Raw genomic sequence first — 22,252 nt, 5'->3', positions numbered from 1 at the left:
GAAGAACGCATGGCGGAATAAAATAAAACTGTTGCCGACTGTTTAATTAAGATGAAGAAAAGCGTTATTTATTGACCCATTTCGCCGGCACGCTGTAGGTCAATAATGCGCCCACGATCATCATCGCCGACAAAACGCACATCGCCGCCAAGTTACTGTGGGTCAGCTGTTTGAAATAGCCGATGATGTAAGGCGAAATAAATCCGCCGATATTGGCGATGGAATTGATGAGCGCAATGCCCGCTGCGGCGCAGGTGCCGGTAAAGATGGCATTCGGCAAGCTCCAGAACAGCGGCGACGGCACCAGGCTCGAGGCCACCGCCACGCACAGCGCCGCCATCACCACATGCTTGTTGTCCGGGAACAGGCCGATAAAGATCAGCGACACCGCCGCGATGCAGAACGGCACGATAATGTGCCAGCGCCGCTCGCGATGCTTGTCCGAACTGCGCGCGGCCACCAGCATCGCCACCACCGCCAGCATATACGGCAGCATGGTCAGCAGCCCGATATCCATCACCGAGGTCACGCCGGTGTCGCGAATGATGGTGGGCACCCAAAACGCCAGCCCGCCTTGCCCCATCACCGTACAGAAGCAAATCAGCCACATTTTGGTGAACGCGGACGACCTCAGCATGCTTTTCATCGTCCACTCCTGCCCGCCGGCGGCGCCCTGACGCGGCGCGCTCTGCGCCATATCCTCTTTGATCAGCGCCTTCTCCTGCGGGCTGAGCCACTTGGCGCTCTGATAGGTATTATCCAGGAAGCAAAAAATGACGATGGCGATCAACAGCGCGCGCGGGCCGCTGATAAAGAACAGCCATTGCCAGCCGGAGAGGTTCATCAGGCCGTTCATGTGTTCGATGATCCAGCCGCACAGCGGGCCGCCGATGATGTTGCTGACCGGGATGCCGCACACGAACAGCGCCGTCATCTTGGCGCGCTGGCTGGAGGGGAACCACAGCGTCAGGTAGAGGATCACGCCGGGGTAAAAGCCGGCTTCCGCCAGCCCCAGCAGAAAACGCGCCAGGTAGAATTGCCAGGGGTTGGTGATGAAGATGCTCAGCATCGAAATCGCCCCCCACACCACCATCAGCAGCGCGATGATCTTTCTGGCGCCGTAGCGGCTCAGCAGAATATTGCTGGGCACCCCGGCGATGATATAGCCGATGAAAAATACCCCGGCCCCCAGCCCGTAAACGGCTTCGGCCATCGAGACATTGCCGTTCAGAATATCGGGCATCATTTGGAATTTCGAAAACGAAATCCCCACCCGATCGAGATAACCGACGATATAGCTCACTAGTAGAATGGGCATAATGCGCCAGGCGATTTTTCGATATAAACGATTTTTGTCAGGGGCGGTAAGAATATCTTTGTCAATAACAGCATTATCGGTTGCCATATTCAGTGTCTCCTTGGGTTGGCATCCTGCTTTTTACTTTTTATTGTGCTGAATCATTTTTTATTGGATTGGCGGGGACCCTCTTTATTTATCATAAAGAGGGCGTTATTAATGTCGAACATCTCTGATTCTAATGATAAGCCGGCGAATGAAACGCCGGCGGGCGCCTTAGCCGGCTACCCGGTGGTTGCCCATGATTTCCAGCGCCCGCACCAGCGCGGAGTGATCCAGTTCGCCGTCGCCATTGGCGGCGCAGACGTTGAACAACTCCTGGCAGGTGGCGGTATTCGGCAGGCTGAGCGCCAGCGCCTTCGCGCCCTGCAGCGCCAGATTGAGATCCTTCTGGTGCAGCGAGATGCGGAACCCCGGCGCGAACGCCCGCTTGATCATCCGCTCGCCGTGCACCTCGAGGATGCGCGACGAGGCGAAGCCGCCCATCAGGGCTTCACGCACCCGGGCCGGATCGGCGCCGGCGCGCGAGGCGAACACCAACGCTTCACTGACCGCTTCGATGGTCAACGCCACGATGATCTGATTGGCGACCTTGCAGGTTTGCCCGTCGCCGTTGCCGCCGATCAACGTGATGTTCTTGCCCATCAGCGCCAGCAGCGGTTGCACCCGTTCGAAGGTCGCTTGCTCGCCGCCCACCATGATGGTCAGCGTGCCCTGTTTGGCGCCCACTTCGCCACCGGAAACCGGCGCGTCCAGGTACTGGGCGCCCAGCTGGTTGATGCGCTGCGCAAACGCTTTGGTCTCCAGCGGTGAAATGGAGCTCATGTCCACCACTACTTTGCCGTTCAGCTTGCCGGCGGCGCAGCCGCGTTCACCAAACAGCACCTCTTCCACCTGCGGCGTATCCGGCACCATGATGAAGATCACGTCCGCCTCATCCGCCACCTGCTGCGGATCGCGGCAGGCGATGGCCCCCTGTTGCAGTAACGTTGCCGGCACCTCATGTCGGGTGTGGGCGTAAAGCGTGTGCCCGCCCGCCAGCAGCTTTTCCGCCATCGGCGCGCCCATGATGCCCAGACCGATAAATCCCACTTTCATTTTCATCTCCTCAAGACAGGTATTTTTTAATCCATGACAGGCCGCTTTCCGTGGTGGTGAGCGGTTTGTATTCACAGCCGATCCAGCCGCGATACCCCATGCGATCCAGCTGCGCGAAGATAAACTCGCAGTTGATTTCGCCGGTGCCGGGCTCGTGCCGCCCCGGGTTATCGGCGACCTGGATGTGGTCGATCCTCGCCAGCAGGCGCTCGAGGGTCTGCGTCAGCTCTCCTTCCATGCGCTGCATGTGGTAGAGGTCGTACTGCAGATACAGGTTGGGGCTGCCGATCGCCTCGATCAGTTCGATCGCCTGCCGGGAGGTTTGCAGGTAGAACTGCGGCATGTCGTAGCGGTTGATCGGTTCGATCAGCAGGCGAATATTTTGCCGCGCCAGGGTGTCGGCGGCGTAGCTCAGGTTCTCCTTCACCCGTTCGTCGGTGGTGCGGCGGCTGACGGCTGGATCCGGATTGCCGATCAGGCAGTTGATGCGATCGCAGCCCAGGGCCTGCGCATACTCGATCGCGCGCCCGACGCCGTCGCGGAACTCCGCTTCGCGCCCCGGCAAGCAGGCGATGCCCCTTTCGCCGGCCGCCCAGTCGCCAGCCGGCAGGTTGAACAGCACCTGGCTCAGACGGTGCGCCTCCAGTTCGCTGCGCAGCGCCGCGATCGGATAGTCGTAAGGGAACATGTATTCCACCGCGCTGAAGCCCTGCTCCTTCGCCCGGCGGAAACGCTGCATAAAATCGACTTCAGTGAACAGCATCGACAGGTTGGCTGAAAATTTCGGCATGGTAAGGCTCCTCAGCGGTAATCAAAGAAGTTGACCGAGGTCGGCGCGTCTTCCGGCGTTGCCGCCACCGGCTCGAACTCGTTGACGTTATCCAGCTCGGTGCCCATGGAAATATTGGTGACGCGCTCCAGGATGATTTCCACCACCACCGGCACCCGGTGCTGCCGCATCAGTTCCTGGGCCTGACGGAACGCCGGCGCGATCTCTTCCGGTTTGAACACCCGCAGCGCCTTGCAACCCAGGCCTTCCGCCACCTTGACGTGATCGACGCCGTACTCGCCAATTTCCGCGTTGTTGATGTTTTCAAACGACAGCTGCACGCAGTAATCCATATCGAACCCGCGCTGTGCCTGACGGATCAGCCCCAGATAGGCGTTGTTCACCAGCACATGGATATACGGCAGCTTGAACTGCGCGCCGACCGCCAGCTCTTCGATCATGAACTGGAAATCATAGTCGCCCGACAGCGCGACCACCTTGCGCTGCGGATCGGCGGCGCATACGCCCAGCGCCGCAGGCAGCGTCCAACCCAGTGGGCCGGCCTGACCGGCATTGATCCAGTGACGCGGTTCGAAAACGTGCAGCATTTGCGCGGCGGCGATCTGCGACAGCCCGATGGTGGTGACGTAGCAGGCGTCGCGGCCGAAGGCGCGGTTCATCTCTTCATACACCCGCTGCGGCTTGACCGGTACGTTGTCGAAATGGGTCTTGCGCAGCAGCGTTTGCTTGCGCTGCAGGCAGGCGGCGCACCAGGCGTCGCGATTCGGCAACTCGCCGCGTTCGAAACGGCGCTGCGCCGTGTCCACCAGCATTTGCAGCGCGATGCGCGCGTCGGAAACGATGCCCAGGTCCGGGCAGATCACCCGGCCAATCTGCGTCGGCTCGATATCAATATGCACCACCTTGCGCCCGGCGGTGTACTTATCCACCGAACCGGTGTGGCGGTTGGCCCAGCGGTTGCCGATGCCGAACACCAGATCCGAGTCCAGCAGGTTGGCGTTGCCGTAGCGGTGCGAGGTTTGCAGGCCCGCCATGCCCGCCATCAGCGGGTGATCGTCCGGAATGGCGCCCCAGCCCATCAGCGTCGGGATCACCGGCACATTGCAGATCTCCGCCAGCCGTTGCAGCAGATCCGCCGCATCGGCGTTGTGAATGCCGCCGCCGGCGATGATCAACGGCTTTTTCGCCGCGCACAACAGATCCAGCGCTTTGTCGATCTGCGCCTGGGTGGCCGCCGGCTTATAGGCGGGCAGCGACGAGTAGGTGTCCGGATCGAACTCGATCTCCGCCATCTGCACGTCGAAAGGCAGGTCGATCAACACCGGGCCCGGCCGGCCGGAACGCATCAGATGGAACGCCTGCTGCAGCACGCGCGGCACCAGCGCCGGTTCCTGCACGGTGACCGCCATCTTGGTCACCGGCTTGGCGATCGACTCGATGTCCACCGCCTGAAAATCTTCCTTGTGCAAACGCGCGCGCGGCGCCTGGCCGGTAATGCACAGGATCGGAATCGAATCGGCGGAGGCGGAGTAAAGGCCGGTGATCATGTCAGTGCCCGCCGGGCCGGAGGTGCCAATGCACACGCCGATATTGCCGGCAGCGGCGCGGGTATAACCTTCCGCCATGTGCGAGGCCCCTTCCACGTGCCGCGCCAGATAGTGTTTGATGCCGCCGTGTCGCCGCATCGCATCGTAGAACGGGTTAATCGCCGCGCCGGGCACGCCGAACGCGGTGGTGATCCCTTCTTTTTCCAGCACGTGCATTGCCGCGTCTACCGCTCGCATAATTGCCATGTGATGCTCTCCTTAATTTATTGGAAAATTTTTCCAACTTTGAAATGCCGTCAAAAAAACCCGTCTGCTCATCAAACGGGGAGTCTTGTTCCGCGCCGGCTCACCCCGGCACGCGACGATTACGCCTTGCTGCGCGATTCACCCAGCGCGGCGCTGATATCTCTGGCCACTTCCCCCACCAGTTCACCCAGCTCTTTGAACCGCTCCTTGCCGACCCGCGAACTGGGCCCGGAAATGGAAATAGCGGCGATCACGTTGTTGTTGCGATCGAAAATCGCCGAAGCCAGGCAGTTCAGGCCCAGCGCGTGCTCTTCATCGTCGATGGTGTAGCCCTGCTCCAGCGACTGATGCAGATCCTTGCGCAGCAGGTTCACGCTGGTCAGGGTTTTCGGCGTATAGGATTGCAGCCCCGAACGCACGATCAGATCCAGCATCTCTTCTTCCGCCAGCGGATACAGCAGCGCCTTGCCGGCGCCCGATGCGTGCAGCGGCAAGCGGCTGCCCAGCGGCGCGCACATGCGCACCATCGCCTGGCATTCGCATTGGCGAATCAGCACCGCATCGAAATTGTTGCGGATCGCCAGGTTGGCGGTCTCGCCGGACAACAGCATCAGCCGCCGCATGAACGGCCCGGCTACCGATACCACGTCGCGATCGTTCATGTAAGCGGAGCCGACGGTGAACGACTGAATGCCGATATGCCACCAGCCCAGCTGCGGATCCTGAAAGACGAATTCCGATTTCTCCAGCACTTTCAACAATCTGAAGGTGGTGGACAGCGGCAACTCCAGCTTTTCGGACAGCACGGAAACCGACGAGCTTCCCCCGGCGTTGGCCAGATACTGGAGGATCTCCAGCCCGCGATCCAACGCCTGCGCCCCTTTGGTCGCGCCGGCTTCGGTGGCGGGTCGTCCTTTCCTGCGTAATTCGGTCATTCAAGCTTCCTTTGTCAGTGACGGCATGGGTGACGCTATGATAAACGCCCTGCGCGGCGTGCGGCCAGCGCTATGCCAAAACTATGCGATACGGCTCCGGCAAGCGGCTGACTACGCAGTTGTCGGCGCCTGCACGATCGATGGTGAAAAAGTCGGTGACTTTCGCATAGGCGAACAGCGGGTGATGCCAGACGTTACGATGATAGTTGATCCCCTGTTTGCCGTTGGTGATAAAGGCGCGCAACGTGCCAACGGGGATCGTTTCGCCCGGTTCGGCGACGATCACCACGAAGCGTTCGCCGTTCATCGGCACAAAGGCCTGCGACGAGAGCGGATGCTTTTCCAGCAGGGAAAAGGTCATCGGCAGCTCGCAGGGTTCCGCCCGGTTGATGCTGGCCAGCACCCGGTTGCCGTCCGACACCTCAATCTTGGCGAGATCGTGATAACGCTCGGTCTTTCCGTCATTGATATGAAAGAAACGCGAACCTTCTATCTGCAATACATCGCCATAAGGCGCAAAGGCCGCCGGCGTTAATTCTTCGATGACTAAATCCATGTGATTCTCCAAAGCGCATGACCCAGACGACGATTAAACGGCGATATTTCACCCAACGCCTTCACTCTAGACAGCGCATGGCAAATTTGACAGCAATTTTTTGGAAAATTTTTCCATAACAAGATCGTCCGCACATTTCACGATCGGAAGCCCATATTAATTGCTTGAAATCAATGAATTAAAAAAACACCTGATCCACGATCGACAAGAATAGGGCTGCGTATGCTCATCGCTATCCGGTGATTCTGTGACCGGGATCGTGGGGTTGGGCTTTGCCGCTGCCTATCGTGTCGCAACATCAGTAGATTCTTCTCACCGATAACCGAAAAGGCGGTGTCAGCCAAGGACCCCACATGCTGGATCACGAAACCATTCGTTCGTTTATCAAAGTTGCCGAGTGCCAAAGCTTCTCGCGCGCGGCAGAGTTGCTGCATAAAACCACCGCCACCATCAGCTACCGCATTAAAACGCTGGAAGAGAGCATCGGCACGCAGCTGTTTATCCGCACCACCCGCACCGTCAACCTGACGCCGGCCGGGGAGTATTTGCTGGAGCGCTGCCGCCAGTGGCACACCTGGCTGGACGCCATGCCGGGCGAACTGCGGCAAATCAACGATGGCGTAGAGCATCAGGTGAATATCGTGATCAACAACCTGCTGTACGACGCCGCCGCCGTAGCCGGGCTGTTGACTCACCTGCACGACAAATACCCGTTCACCCAATTCCACATTTCCCGCCAGGTGTACATGGGCGTGTGGGACGCGCTGCTGAATGAGGATTGCCATCTGGCGATCGGCGCGGCGGGCAATGAATCGCTGGAAAACAGCATCAAGGTGCTGCCGCTCGGCAAGATCGATTGGGTGTTCGCCATTTCGCCGACGCATCCGCTGGCCGTTGCCGCCGATCCGTTGAACGAAACGCAGCTGCGCCCTTATGCCGCAATCAACGTCGAAGATACCGCGCGCCATCTGGCCAAGCGTACCGCCTGGTTGCTGTCCGGCCAGCAGGAGATCAAGGTGCCGGATCTGCGCACCAAGCTGGAATGCCATCTGCGCGGTCTCGGGATCGGTTTCCTTCCGCGCCAGCTGTGCCAAACTTATCTTGATAGCGGCGAATTGGTGGCCAAGCAGCTCAGATATCCGCGCCAACCTTCACCCCTGTCGCTGGCCTGGTCCGATGCTCGCGGCGGCGAAGCGGTGCGCACCCTGATCAGCCTGTTCCAGACGCGGGATCCGTTAATCGCGGGTTTGGTCAGCGCCCTGGATTAAGTCGCGGTATCGGTAGGCATTTTTCCTGCGCTGGCGTAATATCTGTTTACATATGTCTGACAGGAGGTTTGCATGCTTACTTTTATTCCCATCGTGATCGTCGTCGCGCTGATTGTGGTGTTCGCCGGCGTCAAAATTGTGCCGCAGGGGTTCCAATGGACGGTAGAACGCTTCGGCCGCTACACCAAAACGCTGATGCCGGGCCTGAACCTGGTGGTGCCGTTCATGGACCGCATCGGCCGTAAAATCAATATGATGGAGCAGGTTCTGGACATCCCTTCGCAGGAAGTGATTTCCCGCGATAACGCCAACGTGGCCATCGATGCGGTGTGCTTTATCCAGGTGGTCGATCCGGCGCGCGCCGCTTACGAGGTCAGCAACCTCGAACAGGCGATCGTCAACCTCACCATGACCAACTTCCGCACCGTGCTCGGCTCGATGGAGCTGGACGAAATGCTGTCGCAGCGCGACAGCATCAACAGCCGCCTGCTGCACATCGTCGATGAAGCGACCAACCCTTGGGGGGTGAAGATCACCCGTATCGAGATCCGCGACGTGCGCCCACCGGCGGAACTGATCGCCTCGATGAACGCCCAGATGAAGGCCGAGCGAACCAAGCGCGCCGACATCCTGGAGGCGGAAGGGGTGCGCCAGGCGGCCATTCTGCGCGCCGAGGGTGAGAAACAATCGCAAATCCTGAAGGCCGAGGGCGAACGCCAGTCGGCGTTCCTGCAGGCGGAAGCGCGTGAGCGCGCCGCCGAGGCCGAGGCGCGCGCCACCCAGCTGGTGTCCGACGCCATCGCCAGCGGCAACATTCAGGCGGTGAACTACTTCGTGGCGCAGAAATACACCGACGCGCTGCAGAAGATCGGTTCCTCCAACAACAGCAAAGTGGTGATGATGCCGCTGGACGCCAGCAGCCTGCTCGGCTCGATCGGCGGCATTACCGAACTGCTGAAAGAAAGCAAAGGCAAATAATCATGCTCGAACTGATCGCGGCGAATCCGCTGTGGTTCTGGCTCTCCCTCGGGGGCGTGTTGCTGGCGGCGGAAATGCTCGGCGCCGGCGGCTACCTGCTGTGGAGCGGCGTGGCGGCGCTGTTGGTCGGCGCCTTGATCTGGCTGCTGCCGACGCTCACCTGGGAATGGCAAGGCGTGATCTTCGCCGTCCTGACCGTCGTCGTCGCCTACCTGTGGTGGTACTGGCTGCGCCGGCGCCCGGCGGCCGCGTCCGGCGGTTCACCGGTGCTCAACCAGCGCAACCGTCAGCTGATCGGCACCCGCGCCACGCTGACGGAGCCGATGCACAACGGCATGGGGCGCATCAATATCGGCGACAGCAGCTGGCGCGCGCAGGCGGCGGAAGATCTGCCCGCCGGCACCGAAGTGGAAGTGGTGGCGGTGGAAGGGGTCACGCTGGTGATCCGTGCCATCAGCCGTTAATTCGAACGACAGCATCCCGCCAGATTATTGATGATGGGGCACTCCGCCCCCTCGTCGCCCGGACATTGTTCCGCCAGCGTCAACAGGCGTTGGCGCATTTCTCCCAGTTCGCTGATGTGCCTTTCGATCTCCGCCACCTTCTGCAGCGTGCGCGCCTTCACGTCGGCGCTGTGGCGGGCCGGATCGTTGAACAACGCCACCAGCTCACGGCACTCGTCCAGGTTGAAGCCCACCTGCCGCGCCTGGCGCAGCAGCGTCAGCTCTTCAACGTGCCTGGCGGAATAATGGCGATAACCGTTATCGCTGCGGATCGGTGCGGTAATCAGCGCTTTCTCTTCGTAAAAACGAATCGTCTTGCTGGTTAACCCGGTCTTTTTCGCGACGTCGCTAATATTCATTTTTTCCTCCGGAATGCTCCTGCTCACCCTCTATCTTAAGACGCTTTCCGCCACTCACCAAGCCTCAACGCCCACCGTCGATAGCGATGAGAAACCGATAGCCACAGCCAAAAGATAGATACTTCACCTGCAAAGTATTCATCAAAAAACAATAGACAATCTAACCTATTAAAATTTGATCAAATTAAGATTTTTATTATATGTAAAATTTTGTGTATAAATAACACAAAATAAAACACAATTAAAACAACAAAATAAAAACACAAATTAACAAAATTGTAATAATAGACCACACAAATAAACATTTATTTACATTTGCCATTACTGCGCCTGTTTGAGTTTTGGCCACCTCCAAACTAGAAATATTAGCTAATTTAATCTCTCAACCCGATGGCGGAGTTCGTCATGGATTTTAACTTATCAAGCGAGCAGCAGGCTCTAAGCGAATCCGCTCAGCGTTTTGCCCGCGAGGTGCTGGATCAGGATGCGCATGATCGGCTTTCACGGCAGGTATTAAGCCTGGATTTGTGGCGACAAGCCGCCGCCTATGGTTTTACCCGAGCCCCCGTGACGACCGCGTTCGGCGGATTGGGCATGAGCGCGCTCGATACTGCGCTGATGATTGAAGCGCTGGGTAAAGGCAGCCGCGACATCGGCATGTCCTTTTCGCTCTGCGCCCATCTGTGCGCCTGCGTGATCCCGCTTTCCCGCTTCGGTTCCGAAGCATTAAAAACGCAGTATCTCGAAGCGTTGGCGGCCGGAAAACTGATCGCGGCGAATGCGGCGACGGAGCCGGACGCCGGTTCCGATATTTATGCCATGAAATCAACCGCTCAACCCTGTGAAGGCGGCTACCGGCTCAACGGAAACAAAATTTTCATCACCAACGCGCCGATTGCCGACATCTTCATCGTCTATGCGAAAACCCATCCCGAACATGGCTTTATGGGCGTGTCCGCATTTGTGCTCGAGAAAGGGATGCCAGGCTTAAACGTAGGCGCCGTCAGCCCGAAAGATTGCCTCTCCAACTGCCCGTGGAGCGAACTGACCTTCAACGACGTCTTCATTCCAGAGGCCCAACGGCTCGGCATGCCGGGCGCCGGCGGCGCCATCTTCCACGATTCAATGATCTGGGAAAAAGGCTGCCTGTCGGCTCTGTTTATCGGCGCAATGGAGCGCGTGTTCGACAGCGCGCTGGACTATGCCAAACAACGCCGACAATTCGGCAAAGCGATTGGCCAATTTCAGTCCGTCTCCAACCGCATCATCGAGATGAAACTGCGTCTGGAACAGTGTCGGCTAATGCTCTACCGCGCCTGTTGGAAACACGATCGGGGCCAGGATGCCGAGATCGACATCGCCATGAGCAAACTGTTGATTTCCGAATATACCGTGCAGTCCGCGCTGGACGCGATTCAAATCTTCGGCGGAGCCGGCATGGATCAAGAACTCGGTCTGGTGCGCCACTTGCTGAACGTGATCCCCAGCCGGATCTTCTCCGGCACCAACGAGATACAAAAAGAAATTGTCGCCCGCAAGCTGGGTCTGCGGGGAGGCGCATGATGATCGTTCAACGCGTTTTTGCCGTGCTCTATATGTTGGCCGGCCTGGCGAAAGCCTTCCCTCAGTTGGAAAACGTCGCCGATATTCTGCAGCAGGCGGCCGTGGCGAACCAGGGCACCTGGTACGCCGGGGCGACGGCTTGGCTGGCGGCGCAGGGTACAGCGGTTAACGCGCTGATCGGCGTGGCGCTGTTTGCCTCCGGTGCGGTCTTGATGTTCAACCCGCGTTGGACGACATTGATCATCTACTGCCAGCTGCTGATGATGGCGGGATTTGTCACGATCCTGCACCGCGCCCAGCCGCAGGTCATATTGCTCGATGCGATTTTCGCGCTGGCGGCGCTGTACATGCTGCGGCAGCAACACCACCGCAAACCCAAGCCACGCACGTTCCCCACGCGCGACTTTTCCACGCCCACGCCGGCGTCAGCCGGCTCGGTAACCCCCACGCTGGACGGCGAGTATGACGTGGTGATCATCGGCGGCGGCGTCTCCGGTTTGGCCGCGGCCAGCGAACTGACCGAACGCCGGGTTCTGGTGCTGGAAAAAAGCGCTTCCTTTGGCGGCAACGCGCGCTACCGCGCGGTGAATCGCCTGAAGTTTCCCATCGCCGGCGTCTGCTTCCAGGAGCCATTGCCGGGTTCGTTCATGTTGCAACTGCTGAAGAAAATCGGTCTGAGCGGCGCCTACAAGTCCAATGAAAAGGACACGCTGGTGTTTTTCGATACCTTCTTGCTGCTCCGATGCCTGGGTGAAGTCGTCGTTGGTTTTCTCAAACAGCCGGTCTACCTGCTGAAACCCGCCGTCTGGCGCCTGACGGGACAACTATTCCTGCATGCCTTGATCGGTAAACCTTATGTTATCGCGGCAAAACAGCTGGGCGATCCGATCTTTGCCGATCTGTACGCCTTCCTCGATACCTTCTCGCCGCGCGGCGAGCGGTACCCCAGCCTGCCCTGGACGCCGCAGAGCGCCTGGAGCAAGGCGAATATGGCGCTGCTCGACACTATCCCGCTGTACACTTATCTGTTCGAACCGCACAAACTGGATCAGATCCCGGCGGATCTGCGGCCACCGAGAAAATTCGGCAAGCTGGTAGAGAATGCCGTCAGCACCACGCTGCGCGTGGAATGTCTCGATATTCGCGAAGTCTCCGCCTATGTCGGATTGCACTTCCTGGTGGGGTATTTACGCGGCAATCTGGTCACGCTGCCGGGCGGTAACGGCAGCATCAGCGCCGGTCTGCTCGACTATCTTGAGGAGCAAAACAACGTCAGGCTGCAAAGCCGCGTACAGCTTCAAAGCATCACGCCCGGCGGCGACGAAACGGTGATCCGGTTCAGCGTCAATGGCGCGGCCAGCGAAATCAGAGCCAAACAAGTGATCTGGGCAGCCCCCAAAACGCATGTGCCCACCTGGTTACCCACCCTGCCCAAAGAGCAATTGGCGGCGATCCGTCAGATCCGCCATGAAGATTACTACCTGGCGAACGTGCTGTTGAAAAAGCCGATCCTCGAACACTCGTTCGGCGGCTATCTGATCGAGCCGGAAAACACCCGCACACCTTACTATTGGAGCAAAGCCGGCACCTGCCTGATCGCCAATTGGATGGACAATCACCTCAGCGCGGAAACCGGGGTATTAACCCTGCTCAAACCGACCACTCGCCCAGAGCGGCAAGGTCGCACCGCGCAGAACGAGTTCCCGGCGCTGCAGCAACAGACCTATGTCGAAATCGCCAAAGTGCTGGGCAACATGGGCATTGACGCCGACATCATTGAAGACATTCAAATCTGGTTCTGGCCCGCGGGTCTGGTGACCTCGGTCGCCGGACAACAGGCTCAGGGCGTGTTTCACCAGGCCAGCATGCCGTTTGAGAATATTCACTTCGCCAATCAGGACAGCGTGGGCATCGGTAATATCGAAAGCGCGGTGTTAGCCGGGCTGAACGCCGCCAAAGCGGTGAGAGAACGCCTCGCAATGCCCGTTACGCCTGCGGAGGTGATGTCATGAATCCTACCCTGGTGGTTGAACTTTCCGGCGATAAAACGCTGGAACCCCATCGCCTGGGCGGCAAAGCCCATTCGTTGAATCATTTGATTCAGGCGGGCTTGCCGGTGCCGCCGGCGTTTTGCATCACCGCGCAGGCTTACCGGCAGTTTATCGAATTCGCCGTGCCGGGAGCGCTGCTCGACACGGGCGCGCCGGGCAACGTGCGCGATATGATTTTGAGCACCGCCATCCCCGCCCCGCTCGATCTGGCGATCCGTCACGCCTGCAAACAGTTGGGCGACGGCGCCTCGCTCGCCGTGCGCTCTTCGGCGCTGGAAGAAGACGGCCTGACCCACTCTTTCGCCGGGCAATACGACACTTACCTGCACGTGCGCGGGGATGACGAGGTGGTGCGCAAGGTGCAATCCTGCTGGGCGTCGCTCTGGGCGGAACGCGCCGCCCAGTATAGCCGGACATCGGCGGCGCAGAGCGATATCGCCGTCGTCTTGCAAATCATGGTGGATGCAGACGCCGCCGGCGTCATGTTTACCCAAGATCCGCTGACAGGCGATGCCAACCACATCGTCATCGACAGCTGCTGGGGGCTGGGGGAAGGCGTGGTCTCCGGACAGGTCACCACCGACAGCTTCATTTTGGATAAGGCGAGCGGCGAGATCCGCGAGCGGCAAATTCGTCACAAACCGCACTATTGCCAACGCGATCCGCAGGGACGGGTCACGCTGCTGCAAACGCCTGAAGTCAGGCGAGACGCCCCCAGCCTAACCCCGGAACAGCTGCAACAGCTTGCCAGGCTGGCCAGGCAAACGCGGATGATTTACGGCGCGGAACTGGATATCGAATGGGCGGTGAAAGACGATCGCGTGTGGCTCCTGCAGGCGCGGCCGATCACCACGCAGGCCAAACCGGTTCAGATGCTTTACGCTAACCCGTGGGAAAGCGATCCGGCGATCAAGGAACGGGCCTTTTTCTCCCGAATGGACACCGGCGAGATCGTCACCGGCTTGATGACGCCGCTGGGGCTGTCGTTTTGCCAGTTCTACCAAAAGCATATTCATGGCCCGGCGATCAAAACCATGGGGCTGGCGGATATCGGCGATTGGCAGATTTATATGGGGTATTTGCAAGGCTACGTCTATCTGAATATCTCCGGATCGGCCTACATGCTCCGCCAATGCCCGCCCACCCGCGACGAAATGAAGTTCACGACCCGCTACGCCACCGCCGATATCGATTTCAGCGGGTACAAAAACCCCTATGGCCCCGGCGTACAGGGATGGGCCTATCTCAAGAGCGCCTGGCATTGGCTGAAACAGCAGAGGCATAACCTGCGCAGCGCCGGCGCGACCGTCGATGCCATGATCGCCCTGCGCCAGCGCGAGACGCGCCGCTTTCTGGCGCTGGATCTGACCACCATGACGCATCAGGAGCTGGAGCGGGAACTCAGCCGCATCGACGGTTACTTCCTCGACAGCTGCGCCGCCTATATGCCCTTCTTCCTTCAGTCGTTCGCGCTCTACGATGCGCTGGCGCTGACCTGCGAACGTTACCTCAAAGGCCGCGGCAACGGATTGCAAAATCGCATCAAGGCGTCGATGAACAACCTGCGCACCATCGAAGTCACGCTGGGCATTCTCAGCCTGGTGGAGACGGTCAATCGTCAACCGGCGTTGAAGGCCGTGTTCGAGCGACACAGCGCACAGGAACTGGTCACCGTCCTGCCCACCGATCCCGAATCGCGCGCCTTCTGGCAAAGCGACTTCAGCGCCTTCCTGTTCGAGTTCGGCGCCCGTGGCCGCCAGGAGTTCGAATTGAGTCTTCCGCGCTGGAACGACGATCCCAGCTACCTGCTGCAAGTGATGAAAATGTATCTGCAACATCCGGTGGATCTGCACACGAAACTGCGGGAAACAGAGCGGCTGCGCCATGAAGACAGCGCGACGCTGCTTAAAGCGATGCCCTGGTTTGGCCGGATGAAGCTGAAGTTCATCACCAAGCTGTATGGCGTGATGGCCGAACGCCGCGAAGCGACCCGGCCAACCTTCGTCACCGAAACCTGGTTCTACCGCCGCATCATGTTGGAAGTGCTGCGGCGCCTGGAGGCGCAAGGCCTGGTCAAACAGGCCGATCTGCCCTATGTGGACTTCGAGCGCTTCCGCGCGTTTATGGCGGGGGAACAGTCGGCGCAGGAGGCGTTCGCCGCCGATCTGATCGAGCGCAATCGCCACCAGCATCTGCTGAACCTGCATGCGGAAGAGCCGCCGATGGCGATCGTCGGGGGGTATCAGCCCAGGATGAAAGCCCCCACGGCGGAAAACGCCGCCGGCATGCTGTCCGGCCTGGCGGCCAGCCCCGGCAAAGTGGTGGCGAAGGCGCGCGTCATCACCGATCTGCTGGCGCAGGCCGGCGAGCTGCAGCCCAACGAAATCCTGGTGGCGCGCTTTACCGACGCCAGCTGGACCCCGCTCTTCGCGCTGGCGGCGGGCATCGTCACCGATATCGGCTCCGCGCTGTCCCACAGCTGCATCGTCGCACGCGAATTCGGCATCCCCGCGGCGGTCAATCTCAAGAACGCCACCCAGCTGATCAACAGCGGCGACACCTTGATTCTCGACGGCGACAGCGGGACGGTCATTATTCAACGCGGAGAACGTGCCGATGGCTAGTCAGCACCACATCCGGCGAAGGTAAACCATCCGCCTGAAAACAGCACAATTCAACGAAGGTGATGCGCGCGGCAACCGCCGCCTGCAGAGACCGTCGCGGGCTTTGTCGTGCCGAATTTGCCCGCCTGGCTGAAGCCGTCACTCCATTTTGGCTGCACAAGGAACTCATCATGACGACCCTGACAGGACAAGCAAGACTCACCAACTCCGCCGCCTACGAGCAAGTGTGGCAAGCGGAGCGCCAGGCCTGCCGCACCGACGCAGATCCCGACACTCTGACGGTCGGCGTGGTGGTGGTGACGCGCAACCCGGCGTTTTTCCAAACCGGGCTCAGCGTACTGAACGATATCCGCGATTATGTTTTCAACCGCGTGCATATCCAGTCCGAGATGCCGCTGAAACTGTTGGATCTGGCGGCGGACTCGCTTTATCAGGCCGCGCGCGAAAAGGCGCTGCACTTTCTCAAAGGCCAAAACAAGGCTATCAACGTTCGCATCATCCAATGCGCCAGCCTGGCCGAAGCCACCGGCAAGATCATCTATACCCATGCGCTGGAACAGCGTCCCGAATTTCATTTGGGCATGCTGTTCTACGATCAGACCACGCCGGCCGGCGTCGATGACAGCATCGAACAGATCGATCGCGATCTGGACGCCTTTTACAGCGCCTTGCAGCGCAGCGGCATTCCCGCGTTTTACACCACCTTCTCCACCGTTGCGTTCATTCGCCAGCTGCGATCGCCCTTCCGCTACCTGCCGCAGCAATACCGCGAAATCGTGCGCAGCGAAGATCCGGCGATCTTCCAAACCGAGCTGTTGTGCCTGTGGATGGACTTCTTCGAGATGAACTACACCAACCGCCGGGTCAAGCCGATCGGCGCGCTGGCGCTGCACAACACGCTGGGTGAGCAGTTGATTCAATTTTTCGAGCGTACCGCCGCCGAACGCTGGCTGGTGTCCTATTACACCGGGTCGATCATCTCCAATCTGATCGGCTATCTGGATCGGCATGCGGAGGCGCGCGGCGCGCTGATCCTGCGCGGCCCTAACGAACACGCCATCGCCTGCGGCGCCATGGCCAACTGGCAGCTGTATCGCATGCCGTTCCTCGGCGTAGTGACCTCCGGAATGATGGATGAATTCAAGGGGACGCTGGCCAACCTCAAGGAAACCGCCGCCCAGGGCATCATCGTCGCGGCGGAAAACCGCGGCAATCAATGGTACAGCTTCCAGGGAACGCTGACGCCGACGGAAGACATGCGTGAAGTGCTCGTCGCCCGCCGCATCCCGTTCGTTTATATCGATGACGTCGAAACGATCGGCACCGGTTTGACGGAAGCCTTCCGCCTTTATCATCAAGGCCAGGGGCCGGTGGTGATTCTGGCGACGCAAAACGTGCTGGAGTCGACCCTGTCGCTGGAGGGCGCCGTCTGCGATCCCTCGCCGATCCCGGTTCTGTCGGCGGACGATCCGCTGCCGATGAGCGAAAGCCTGGCCCAGGCGATAGCGCTGATCAACCGCGGGCCGGAACGGCTGGTGTGGCAGTTGGGCCCGGTCAGCGACGACGAATACGCCCTGATCCATGACATCGCCGACGCCGCCGGCATCGCCCTGGTGGACTCGTTGGCCCATCCAGGCTCGGCGCCGAAATATTATCAGGGTCGGCGCAATCCCCACTACCTGGGCACCCTGGCGATTTACGGCTACAGCCCGCGCGTCTACAACTTCCTGCACACCAACGACAAGCTCAACGCCATGAACGAGCAGAGCCTGTTTATGATCAAAAGCCGCGTCGCTCAGATCACCACCCCCTTCTCCGACGGCAGGCTGGAGCGCAAGGTTCACCTGGTGCAGCTTACGCACGATGAGCGCCATCTGTCGCCCTATGCCGATCTGCACCTGCACATGAACTGTCTGGCGTTCCTGCGCACGGTGAAAGCGCATCTCGACGTCGATCCGGCATTGCGGGAAAGACGCCGCGCGCTGATCGCCGCCTATCTCGATTCGCCTTCCGACGTGGTCAGCCAGCTTCCCAGTCTGCCCATGTCGGCCAACTACTTCTTCTGCCAGTTGAACCGAGTGATTGAAGAGCTGATCGAAACGGAGGGGTTCGATTTTACCGGCGTATATGACGTCGGCCGGTGCGGCATCTCCGCCGCGCGCAACGTCGCCAAAACGCGCCGCGGCTTTTCCGGCTGGTATGGCCGCGCCCTGATGGGCGACGCTCTGCTGGCCACCGGCTACCTGGCTTACACCAGCCCAAGCCACGTGATGGCGTTTATCGGCGACGGCGCTAAAGGGATCGTACCGGACATCCTGCCGGCTTTTATCGACAACATTCTTACCCATCCACAGTTGCTGAATAAAAGCATCACCGTCTTCTATTTATGCAACGGCGGGCTGTCCGTCATCAATACCTATCAGGAACGCATTCTGTTCAACCGCACCTCACGGCAAATGCGGTTGGTGAACGTCGAACAGCCGGACGTCGAACAAACGGTCAATAACTTCCATATCCAGAGCAAAACGCTTACGCATTTCGACGAAGACGTCATTCGCCAGGCGCTGACCACGCCGCACCGACTCAATCTGTTCTCCGTGGTGCTGGGGCACAACAATGAAGGCGACGGTATCTCGCTGGCCACCGCCAAAGGCTGGCAGCGCGATCCGAGCGACCACGACGCCCTGCAGGAGCGCAAAGCCTGGGCGGCCCAACAGCCCGAATCGACCAGCACCGCCTTCGACCAAGATCCTACACAGGAAGCCACCTCATGAAATTCGGATTCATCGCTCATCCCACCTCGCTGGGGTTGAAACGTTACGTCAAAATGCTCGATCTGCTGCAACGCAACTCGACCGAGCAGCACAGCGGCTATACGCGTGAACTGTGGGAACGACAAAACCTGGTTCCCTTTATGAACTTCGCCAGGATCACCTCGGCGACCGGCGCCACTTGCGAAGGGGTGATCAAATACATGCCGCTGGTGGCGGATGAAATGCTGGCCGACGCACGCGGTATCGCCGCCAGGGTGGTCCAAGGCATCGAAGAGCTGGCCGGCGATGGCGCCGAACTGGTCGGTCTCGGCGGTTTTACCTCTATCGTTGGGCGACGCGGCGAAGCCACTGCGGAAAAGTCGCCGGTGCCGGTCACCTCCGGCAACTCGCTGACCACCTACGCCGGCTACAAGGCCTTGATGCAGATCCAGTCCTGGCTGGAAATCCGCCCGGAGGAGGAACCCGTCGCCATCGTCGGCTATCCGGGATCGATCTGCCTGGCGCTAAGCCGTCTGCTGCTGGCGCACGGTTTCTCTCTCCATTTGCTGCACCGCGCCGGCAACCATGATCGCAGCGAACTGCTCAGCCATTTGCCCGAGGAGTATCACTCGCGCGTCACCCTGACCAGCGATCCCGAAGATCTCTACCCGCGCTGCAAACTGTTTGCCGCCGCGACCTCCGCCGGCGGCGTGATCGACCCCGCCAGACTGCAACCCGGCTCGATCTTCATCGACGTGGCGCTGCCGCGCGATATCGCTTCGGAAACGCGCCCGGCGCGGGATGACATTCTGATCATCGACGGCGGCTGCGTCACCGCCACCGATGCGGTCAAGTTGGGTGGAGAATCGCTCAACGTCACCATCAAGCAACAATTGAACGGCTGCATGGCGGAAACCATTGTGCTGGCGCTGGAAAACCGGCGGGAAAACTTTTCGCTGGGCCGCTATCTGGCGCCGGAAAAAGTGCTGGAGATCGGTGAAATCGCCGAGCGCCACGGGTTCTTCGCCTATCCGCTGGCCTCGTACGGCGAGCGCATCGATCGGCAGAGCGTGACCAATCTCAAGCGCTACTACCACCATGACATCTATGCCGGGGAATCGGCTGATGCGGCGTTGCCCGCATCGCGCCTGGCGTTTATCGACGCGGTCATCGCCCAAACGCCGGCCAGGGAAGACACCCTCGACCGCTATCATCAATACATCAACCCCATGATGGTGGACTTCCTCAAGTTGCAGCGCTGCGACAACGTTTTCCGCAGCGCCGCCGGCACCCAGTTGTATGACGATGCGGGCGAGGCTTTCCTGGACATGGTGGCGGGCTACGGGTGCCTAAACCTGGGCCACAACCCGCAGCCAGTGGTCAACGCGCTGAAAAACTACCTCGACGCTCAAGGCCCCAACTTCATTCAATACATTTCCATTCCCGAACAGACCGCCAAGCTGGCCGAAGTGCTCTGTCGTCTGGCGCCGGGCAACATGGGCCGGGTGTTCTTCAGCAACTCCGGCACCGAAGCCGTCGAGGCCGCGATGAAGATCGCCAAGGCCTCGACGGGCAAGCCGGGCATCGCCTATCTGCGCAACAGTTACCACGGTAAAACGCTGGGCGCGTTGTCCATCACCGGACGAGACAAACACCGCCGCTATTTCACACCGCTGCTGGACGCGATGGTGGAAGTGCCGTTCGGCGATCTCGCCGCGCTGCGGGAAGCGCTGAACCGTGAAGACGTCGGCGCGCTGATGATCGAACCGATCCAGGGCGAAGGCGGCGTGCATATCCCGCCCGCCGGTTACCTGCAGGCGGTGCAGCAGCTCTGCCGCGAGACCGGCGTGCTGCTGATGGTGGACGAAGTGCAAACCGGGCTTGGGCGCACCGGCAAACTTTTCGCCTGCGAATGGGACGGTATCGAGCCGGACGTGCTGATGCTGTCGAAATCCCTGTCCGGCGGCCTGATCCCCATCGGCGCCACGCTGTGCCGAGCCGATCTTTGGCAAAAAGCCTATGGCACGGCGGATCGCTTCCTGGTGCACAGCTCCACCTACGGCGGCGGCAACCTCGCCTCGGTCGTCGCCCTCAGCGCGCTGCGCGAGATCCTGGCGCAGGATTTGGTCGGCCATGCCGAACGGATGGGCGCCTACTTTAAGCAGGCACTGAGTGAGATCGCCGCCCGCTATCCGTTCGTCAGCGAGGTGCGCGGCCGCGGCCTGATGCTGGGGATCCAGTTCGACCAGGCGTTCACCGGCGCGGTCAACGCCTCCGCCCGCGAATTCGCCACCCGGCTGCCGGGCGATTGGCACACCACCTGGAAATTCTTGCCCGATCCGGTGCAAGCCCATCTGCGGGCGGCGATGGATCGCATGGAACAGGCGCTCGGCGAAATGTTCTGCATGAAATTCGTCACCAAGCTGTGCCAGGACCACAAGATCCTGACCTTCATTACCGCCAACAGCTCGACGGTGATCCGTATTCAACCCCCGCTCATCATCAGCAAAGCCGAGATCGACCGTTTCGTCGGCGCCTTTGCCACGGTGTGCGAGGAACTCTCCACCTTTTTAGACTAGGGAGCCAGCAATGCCTTTAACCAAGCAAGATGCCGTCAATCAGATGATGGGCTTTTTCCAGGCCAAGGCGCTGACCGCCGCGCTGGCGCTGAAGCTGTTCGATCAGCTGCGCGATCGGGACGCCGACGCGGCGCACATCGCCGCGCGGCTTGACTGCCCGGCGCGTTCGACCGAGCAGTTGCTCATCGCGCTGCGGGCCATGGGGTATCTCGACCAACGAGACGGCCTTTATCATCTGCCCGCCGCCCACCGGGCTTTTCTGTTGAGCGACGAACCGCAGTGGCTGGGATGGCTGGGCCGCCACATCGATACCTTCCTGTATCCGCTGTGGGGCGAGCTGAAAACGGCGGTGCGAAACGATGCCCACCAGCGCCGCACGGTATTCGGCGATGACCGCAGTTGGTTCGACATCCTGTACCAAAATCCGGACGACGTGGCGGACTTCCAGGAGTTTCTCGGTAAATTCGCCGCGCCCTTTATCGCCGGCTTTGTTCGCGATTACGACTTCTCGCAACACCGTGCGTTTTTGGATATCGGCAGCGGGATCGGCAGCCTGCCGATGGCGATCGCCGACGCTTATCCGGGGATCGCACTGGCGATCTGCGAACTGCCGCAGGCCTCGGCGTTTTTGCGCGACAAGCTGACGCTGCAAGGCTATGGCGAACGCATTGACGTCGTGGAGGGCGATGTCATCAGCGGCGATCTGCCGATCGGCGGCTATGACCTGATCCACCTGGGATGGATGCTGCACGACTACGCCCCGGAAACCCAACTGACCATCCTGCGCAACATCTATCGGGCGATGCCGGCCGGCGGCCGCTTCATCGCTTCCGAAACGCCGCTGAACGAAGACAAATCAGGGCCGGAATTTACCGCCCTGCTGTCGCTGAACATGCTGGTCTCCACCGACGGTGGCATAGAGAGCAGCGCGCAGGAATACCTGGACAGATTCCGTCTGGCGGGGTTCAGCAACGCGCGCATCATGAAAATTGCCGGCCCACGCACCCTGATCGTCGGCGAAAAATAACCAGTTAGCAACGGGAGC

General features: G+C 60.1%; 16 protein-coding genes. 9 read left to right on the top strand and 7 right to left on the bottom strand.

The genetic code is table 11. From position 1 onward, the window contains the following. Window positions 1–64: 64 nt before the first annotated feature. The 6 genes from AC2CGI_RS19210 to AC2CGI_RS19185 all read right to left on the bottom strand — a co-directional run bounded on the left by AC2CGI_RS19210 (window position 65) and on the right by AC2CGI_RS19185 (window position 6,529). A complete protein-coding gene (locus AC2CGI_RS19210; protein WP_226882941.1) occupies window positions 65–1,318 on the bottom strand; it encodes an MFS transporter in 1,254 nt (417 codons plus the stop codon). 255 nt (window positions 1,319–1,573) lie between these two features. Then, the gene (gene glxR / locus AC2CGI_RS19205; RefSeq protein ID WP_015376895.1) at window positions 1,574–2,455 is read right to left on the bottom strand and encodes a 2-hydroxy-3-oxopropionate reductase; all 882 of its coding nucleotides are present in this window, start codon (window positions 2,453–2,455) and stop codon (window positions 1,574–1,576) included. A gap of 10 nt (window positions 2,456–2,465) precedes the next feature. After that, the gene (gene hyi / locus AC2CGI_RS19200; protein ID WP_015376894.1) at window positions 2,466–3,245 is read right to left on the bottom strand and encodes a hydroxypyruvate isomerase; all 780 of its coding nucleotides are present in this window, start codon (window positions 3,243–3,245) and stop codon (window positions 2,466–2,468) included. An 11-nt stretch (window positions 3,246–3,256) separates the two neighbouring features. Then, a complete protein-coding gene (gcl, locus tag AC2CGI_RS19195) occupies window positions 3,257–5,038 on the bottom strand; it encodes a glyoxylate carboligase (RefSeq protein ID WP_015376893.1) in 1,782 nt (593 codons plus the stop codon). A 119-nt stretch (window positions 5,039–5,157) separates the two neighbouring features. Beyond that, on the bottom strand, window positions 5,158–5,973 hold the full coding sequence (allR, locus tag AC2CGI_RS19190; RefSeq protein ID WP_015376892.1) for an HTH-type transcriptional repressor AllR: 816 nt from the start codon (window positions 5,971–5,973) through the stop codon (window positions 5,158–5,160). Window positions 5,974–6,043: 70 nt separating this feature from the next. Next, a complete protein-coding gene (locus tag AC2CGI_RS19185; RefSeq protein ID WP_015376891.1) occupies window positions 6,044–6,529 on the bottom strand; it encodes an ureidoglycolate lyase in 486 nt (161 codons plus the stop codon). Window positions 6,530–6,882: 353 nt separating this feature from the next. Between AC2CGI_RS19185 and allS the strand changes: the two genes are divergently transcribed. From allS to AC2CGI_RS19170, 3 genes are all read left to right on the top strand, one after another. After that, window positions 6,883–7,797, top strand: a complete 915-nt coding sequence (allS, locus tag AC2CGI_RS19180; RefSeq protein WP_015376890.1) for an HTH-type transcriptional activator AllS — start codon at window positions 6,883–6,885, stop codon at window positions 7,795–7,797. Window positions 7,798–7,869: 72 nt separating this feature from the next. Then, window positions 7,870–8,775: an SPFH domain-containing protein gene (locus AC2CGI_RS19175; protein WP_004940203.1), complete on the top strand. Its 906-nt coding sequence runs from the start codon at window positions 7,870–7,872 to the stop codon at window positions 8,773–8,775. A gap of 2 nt (window positions 8,776–8,777) precedes the next feature. After that, window positions 8,778–9,239: an NfeD family protein gene (locus AC2CGI_RS19170; RefSeq protein WP_015376889.1), complete on the top strand. Its 462-nt coding sequence runs from the start codon at window positions 8,778–8,780 to the stop codon at window positions 9,237–9,239. Here AC2CGI_RS19170 and cueR read toward each other — a convergent pair. Beyond that, the gene (cueR, locus tag AC2CGI_RS19165) at window positions 9,236–9,637 is read right to left on the bottom strand and encodes a Cu(I)-responsive transcriptional regulator (protein WP_015376888.1); all 402 of its coding nucleotides are present in this window, start codon (window positions 9,635–9,637) and stop codon (window positions 9,236–9,238) included. The genes AC2CGI_RS19170 and cueR overlap by 4 nt on opposite strands. Window positions 9,638–10,042: 405 nt before the next feature. Here cueR and pigA point away from each other — a divergent pair, with 405 nt between their 5' ends. From pigA to AC2CGI_RS19135, 6 genes are all read left to right on the top strand, one after another. Beyond that, complete coding sequence (gene pigA / locus AC2CGI_RS19160) at window positions 10,043–11,200, top strand: prodigiosin MBC biosynthesis dehydrogenase PigA (RefSeq protein WP_141173929.1); 1,158 nt, start codon at window positions 10,043–10,045, stop codon at window positions 11,198–11,200. After that, window positions 11,197–13,212: a prodigiosin MAP biosynthesis oxidoreductase PigB gene (gene pigB, locus AC2CGI_RS19155; protein ID WP_230857975.1), complete on the top strand. Its 2,016-nt coding sequence runs from the start codon at window positions 11,197–11,199 to the stop codon at window positions 13,210–13,212. Before pigA ends, pigB begins: the two co-directional genes overlap by 4 nt. Further along, window positions 13,209–15,875: a prodigiosin ligase PigC gene (gene pigC, locus AC2CGI_RS19150; RefSeq protein ID WP_015376885.1), complete on the top strand. Its 2,667-nt coding sequence runs from the start codon at window positions 13,209–13,211 to the stop codon at window positions 15,873–15,875. Before pigB ends, pigC begins: the two co-directional genes overlap by 4 nt. A 170-nt stretch (window positions 15,876–16,045) precedes the next feature. Beyond that, window positions 16,046–18,649 carry a prodigiosin MAP biosynthesis protein PigD gene (gene pigD / locus AC2CGI_RS19145; RefSeq protein ID WP_015376884.1) on the top strand — a complete coding sequence of 868 codons (2,604 nt, stop codon included), beginning with the start codon at window positions 16,046–16,048 and terminating at the stop codon, window positions 18,647–18,649. Further along, window positions 18,646–21,207, top strand: a complete 2,562-nt coding sequence (gene pigE / locus AC2CGI_RS19140) for a prodigiosin MAP biosynthesis aminotransferase PigE (RefSeq protein ID WP_015376883.1) — start codon at window positions 18,646–18,648, stop codon at window positions 21,205–21,207. Before pigD ends, pigE begins: the two co-directional genes overlap by 4 nt. Before the next feature lie 10 nt (window positions 21,208–21,217). After that, window positions 21,218–22,234 carry a methyltransferase gene (locus AC2CGI_RS19135; RefSeq protein WP_004940222.1) on the top strand — a complete coding sequence of 339 codons (1,017 nt, stop codon included), beginning with the start codon at window positions 21,218–21,220 and terminating at the stop codon, window positions 22,232–22,234. Window positions 22,235–22,252 lie beyond the last annotated feature (18 nt).

The organism is Serratia sp. LSHTC3, assembly GCF_057197125.1.
Note: the sequence above shows the minus strand (reverse complement) of the source record. Positions and strands in the feature narration are given on the sequence as shown.

What these genes read in the sequence shown, in the direction of transcription:
- AC2CGI_RS19210 (WP_226882941.1), bottom strand. Translation starts at nt 1,318, where the DNA reads ATGCCCATTCTACTAGTGAGCTATATCGTCGGTTATCTCGATCGGGTG.
- glxR (WP_015376895.1), bottom strand. Translation starts at nt 2,455, where the DNA reads ATGAAAGTGGGATTTATCGGTCTGGGCATCATGGGCGCGCCGATGGCG.
- hyi (WP_015376894.1), bottom strand. Translation starts at nt 3,245, where the DNA reads ATGCCGAAATTTTCAGCCAACCTGTCGATGCTGTTCACTGAAGTCGAT.
- gcl (WP_015376893.1), bottom strand. Translation starts at nt 5,038, where the DNA reads ATGGCAATTATGCGAGCGGTAGACGCGGCAATGCACGTGCTGGAAAAA.
- allR (WP_015376892.1), bottom strand. Translation starts at nt 5,973, where the DNA reads ATGACCGAATTACGCAGGAAAGGACGACCCGCCACCGAAGCCGGCGCG.
- AC2CGI_RS19185 (WP_015376891.1), bottom strand. Translation starts at nt 6,529, where the DNA reads ATGGATTTAGTCATCGAAGAATTAACGCCGGCGGCCTTTGCGCCTTAT.
- allS (WP_015376890.1), top strand. Translation starts at nt 6,883, where the DNA reads ATGCTGGATCACGAAACCATTCGTTCGTTTATCAAAGTTGCCGAGTGC.
- AC2CGI_RS19175 (WP_004940203.1), top strand. Translation starts at nt 7,870, where the DNA reads ATGCTTACTTTTATTCCCATCGTGATCGTCGTCGCGCTGATTGTGGTG.
- AC2CGI_RS19170 (WP_015376889.1), top strand. Translation starts at nt 8,778, where the DNA reads ATGCTCGAACTGATCGCGGCGAATCCGCTGTGGTTCTGGCTCTCCCTC.
- cueR (WP_015376888.1), bottom strand. Translation starts at nt 9,637, where the DNA reads ATGAATATTAGCGACGTCGCGAAAAAGACCGGGTTAACCAGCAAGACG.
- pigA (WP_141173929.1), top strand. Translation starts at nt 10,043, where the DNA reads ATGGATTTTAACTTATCAAGCGAGCAGCAGGCTCTAAGCGAATCCGCT.
- pigB (WP_230857975.1), top strand. Translation starts at nt 11,197, where the DNA reads ATGATGATCGTTCAACGCGTTTTTGCCGTGCTCTATATGTTGGCCGGC.
- pigC (WP_015376885.1), top strand. Translation starts at nt 13,209, where the DNA reads ATGAATCCTACCCTGGTGGTTGAACTTTCCGGCGATAAAACGCTGGAA.
- pigD (WP_015376884.1), top strand. Translation starts at nt 16,046, where the DNA reads ATGACGACCCTGACAGGACAAGCAAGACTCACCAACTCCGCCGCCTAC.
- pigE (WP_015376883.1), top strand. Translation starts at nt 18,646, where the DNA reads ATGAAATTCGGATTCATCGCTCATCCCACCTCGCTGGGGTTGAAACGT.
- AC2CGI_RS19135 (WP_004940222.1), top strand. Translation starts at nt 21,218, where the DNA reads ATGCCTTTAACCAAGCAAGATGCCGTCAATCAGATGATGGGCTTTTTC.